Source organism: Bullifex sp. (assembly GCF_034103065.1).
Lineage (GTDB): Bacteria > Spirochaetota > Spirochaetia > Sphaerochaetales > Sphaerochaetaceae > Bullifex.
This window is the reverse complement of sequence record NZ_JAXEGN010000171.1, coordinates 1-3,179: the sequence shown is the minus strand read 5'-3', so window position 1 is coordinate 3,179 and position 3,179 is coordinate 1. Positions and strand designations below refer to the sequence as shown.

The 3,179-nt window shown below is 34.4% G+C and carries 3 protein-coding genes; all 3 read left to right on the top strand.

Features of this window, described 5'->3' with window-relative positions; all coding sequences use genetic code 11:
* On the top strand, positions 1-945 hold a 945-nt coding region (locus SOY52_RS06725), incomplete at its 5' end, for an ABC transporter permease (RefSeq protein ID WP_320848193.1).
* Complete coding sequence (locus SOY52_RS06720) at positions 945-2,309, top strand: HAMP domain-containing sensor histidine kinase (protein ID WP_320848192.1); 1,365 nt, start codon at positions 945-947, stop codon at positions 2,307-2,309. The genes SOY52_RS06725 and SOY52_RS06720, both read left to right, overlap by 1 nt.
* The coding region (locus SOY52_RS06715) for a sigma-54 dependent transcriptional regulator (RefSeq protein WP_320848191.1) at positions 2,309-3,179 on the top strand (871 nt) is incomplete at its 3' end. The genes SOY52_RS06720 and SOY52_RS06715, both read left to right, overlap by 1 nt.

Sequence of the window (3,179 nt, the reverse complement as noted above, 5' to 3'; positions counted from 1 at the left end):
GATACCTTGATGTCTAATGTCTCTGGAATTAAAACTGTACTTCCAATATATACATCAAATACTAGAATTCGTTCTGGCCAAGATGTTAAAACAGTTTCACTGCAGGGTGTTACCTCCACCTATTTTGATGTAATGAATACTGAGCTTTTATATGGAGATTACTTTACTGCATTTGATAATATTAACCATCGCCAGGTTGTAATACTTGGAAGTGATATAGCAAAGGAGCTATTTCCAGCAGGTAATGCAGTTGGCTCATACCTTTCTATATTCAGAAATCAATCAAAGAGATATTTAATTGTCGGTGTACTTGAAGAAAAGGAAGCAATCTTAGGAGCTAATTTTAACTCCTCAATCTTTATCCCAATTAATACATTTGAGCAGCGCTTTATGAATATGAGCAAGGTTTCATCTTATATTTGTAAGGTTAATGATGGTGTAAATGCAATTGATATAAGTAAAAAGGTTGAAAACTATCTAGGTGACTTAGTCGGGGCAGATTACTTCTTTGTATACTCTGCTGCCTCTATTGTTGAGATGGCTGACCAAGTAACAGGTACCTTCACTTCCTTCTTAGCTGCAATAGCGGCAATTTCATTGCTAGTTGGTGGTATTGGAATAATGAATATTATGCTTGTTTCTGTTGCTGAAAGAACAAGAGAGATTGGTATAAGAAAGGCATTAGGAGCATCTCCTAAGGTTATTAGAGGACAATTCCTTGTTGAAGCTATTACACTGACTATAATCGGAGGAATTTTAGGTATTGGCTTTGGAATTTTCATCAGCTATGCTATAGTAAATGTTGTAGGTTGGAATTTAACCTTCAGCTATGGAGCGATAATCCTATCCTTAGGCTTCAGTATGTTTGTAGGTATTTTCTTTGGCTGGTATCCTGCAGCTAAAGCATCTAAACTCGATCCAATTGAAGCATTGAGTTATGAATGATGAAAAAGAAGACTAAAAATAGATTAATATCATTTTTTTCAAGAGCTAAGAGAGAGAAGCTAGTTGTATTAGCATCTCTCTCTGTTGCATTTTTAGGCCTATTAGTTATTGTTATCGTCTTAGCTTCTTCTCTCTTTATTACAGAAAGATTAAAGCTAGTTAATGAAATTGAAAAAAATTTTAATAATGCAGTATTTGAACTTCAGAGAGGTAGCTTTAATCCATATTCTCTATTAAATGAAAAGAGAGTAAAGGGTATTGCTCTATACGATTCAAGAGGTTCAATTATTGTATCTTATGGTCAAGTATATAATATGTTACCAATTGCAAGTATTAGTGCAGAGGCAAATAAAAACGATGATAACAATATTATTAGACTTAATTTGAAAAGTAAAACAATGGAGTATACTAGGTTAATTAGACTCCCATTGATGATTCAAGATGTTAACTATGAAGGTGATATAAGTAGGTATTTCCCTTCTTCTCTAATTGATTACACTACAATTATGTACATTTCCTTCGATGCTACACCTTATTTAACAAGTGTAAATATTTTGCTTTTTGGCACATTTATTGCACTTTCAGGAATTGTACTTTTATATGTCTTTGTAATCAGAACATATCTTGAAAATAGAAGTTATAAATCACAAATGGTTAAACAAGAAAACCTTGTTAACCTTGGGCAGGCTGCTAGAACACTTACTCATGAAATTAAAAACCCTCTTTCTGCGATTACTATACAAATTGCTTTATTAAAAAGACAACTAAGGGATAGCGATAGCTTAGAAGAGGTAGAGTTAATAAGTAAAGAAGTACAGAGATTAATTCAGTTAACCAATAGGGTTTCTGATTTCTTGAAAAACCCAGAAGGACAACCAGAGGAAATTGATGCAGCTGAGTTAATTCGCTCTCTCGTGCCACTTTTTTCATATGAGATTAAAATAATATCATCAAGTGAACAAAGTGCAACTATCCTATTTGATAAGGATAGACTTAGATCTGTTCTTGAAAATCTACTTAAAAATGCCGTTGAGTCCTGTGAGGGTAGAGACCCTCAGGTAGAGGTTGAAATAACCCTCGATAGAAAGAATGTTTACCACATCTTTATTCGTGATAGAGGTGATGGTATAAAGAAGGGGGATACTGAAAAACTGTTTGACCCATTTTACACTACTAAAATCCATGGATCGGGAATTGGTCTTTCAATTTCTAGACAATTCTTAAGAGCTCGAGGTGGAGATATTAAGTTATATCCACGAACTGGTGGTGGTAGTGTCGCAGAGGTTACAATCTCAAAGTTTTCACTAGTTCAAGAACTAGTACTTAACGGTCCTATTATCAATAAAAAAGGAAAGAAAAAATAGTGAAAATTCTAATTGTTGATGATGAACAGAGCATTAGTTCATCTTTAGTAAAGTTTTTTAAAATTGATGATATAGAAAGCGATGCTGCTGAAAATGGATTTTCAGCACAGCGCATGCTAAGAGAAAATCCATATGATGCAGTTTTAGTCGATTTAAAGATGCCTGGTATGGATGGCCTTGAGCTCATTAAATGGATGCGAAGTGAAGGCTTTAGAATGCCTATTATTATGGCTAGTGCGCATGGAGAAATTGAAGATGCTGTAAAGGCTTTAAAGGAAGGTGCACAAGACTATGTTGTTAAGCCTTTTGATCCCGAAGAGATGACTATAAAACTTAAAAACCTAGTTGAAGCATCAAATTTAAGAGCTGTAGTTGAAGGGAATAAATCTGGAAGTGCTGAAAGTACTACTTCTTTTATTGGTGAGTCAGCAGCTGTAATTAAAATTAGAGAAGTAATTAAAAAGATTGCTCCTTCAAACGCAACTGTTTTAGTCACAGGAGAATCAGGAACAGGTAAAGAGGTTATTGCAAGGGAAATACATGCAAATTCGACTCATCCTGATGGTCCATTTGTTGCTATTAACATTGGTGGTGTACCAGAAAACCTTCTTGAAAGTGAATTATTTGGTTATGAAAAGGGAGCTTTTACTGGAGCTGTATCAAGAAAGACTGGACTTTTTGAACTAGCAAGTGGTGGAACACTCTTTTTGGATGAAATTGGTGATATGCCACTATCTTTACAGGTAAAGATATTAAGAGTCCTTCAAGATAGAAAGATTACTCGTTTAGGTGGTACTACTCCTATGCCTATTAATGCAAGAATTGTTGCTGCTACAAATAAAAATCTTGAAGAAATGGTTCAAAAAGGAA

Excerpts from the sequence above, each read along its gene's own strand:
- SOY52_RS06720 (WP_320848192.1), top strand. The coding sequence starts at position 945 with ATGAAAAAGAAGACTAAAAATAGATTAATATCATTTTTTTCAAGAGCT.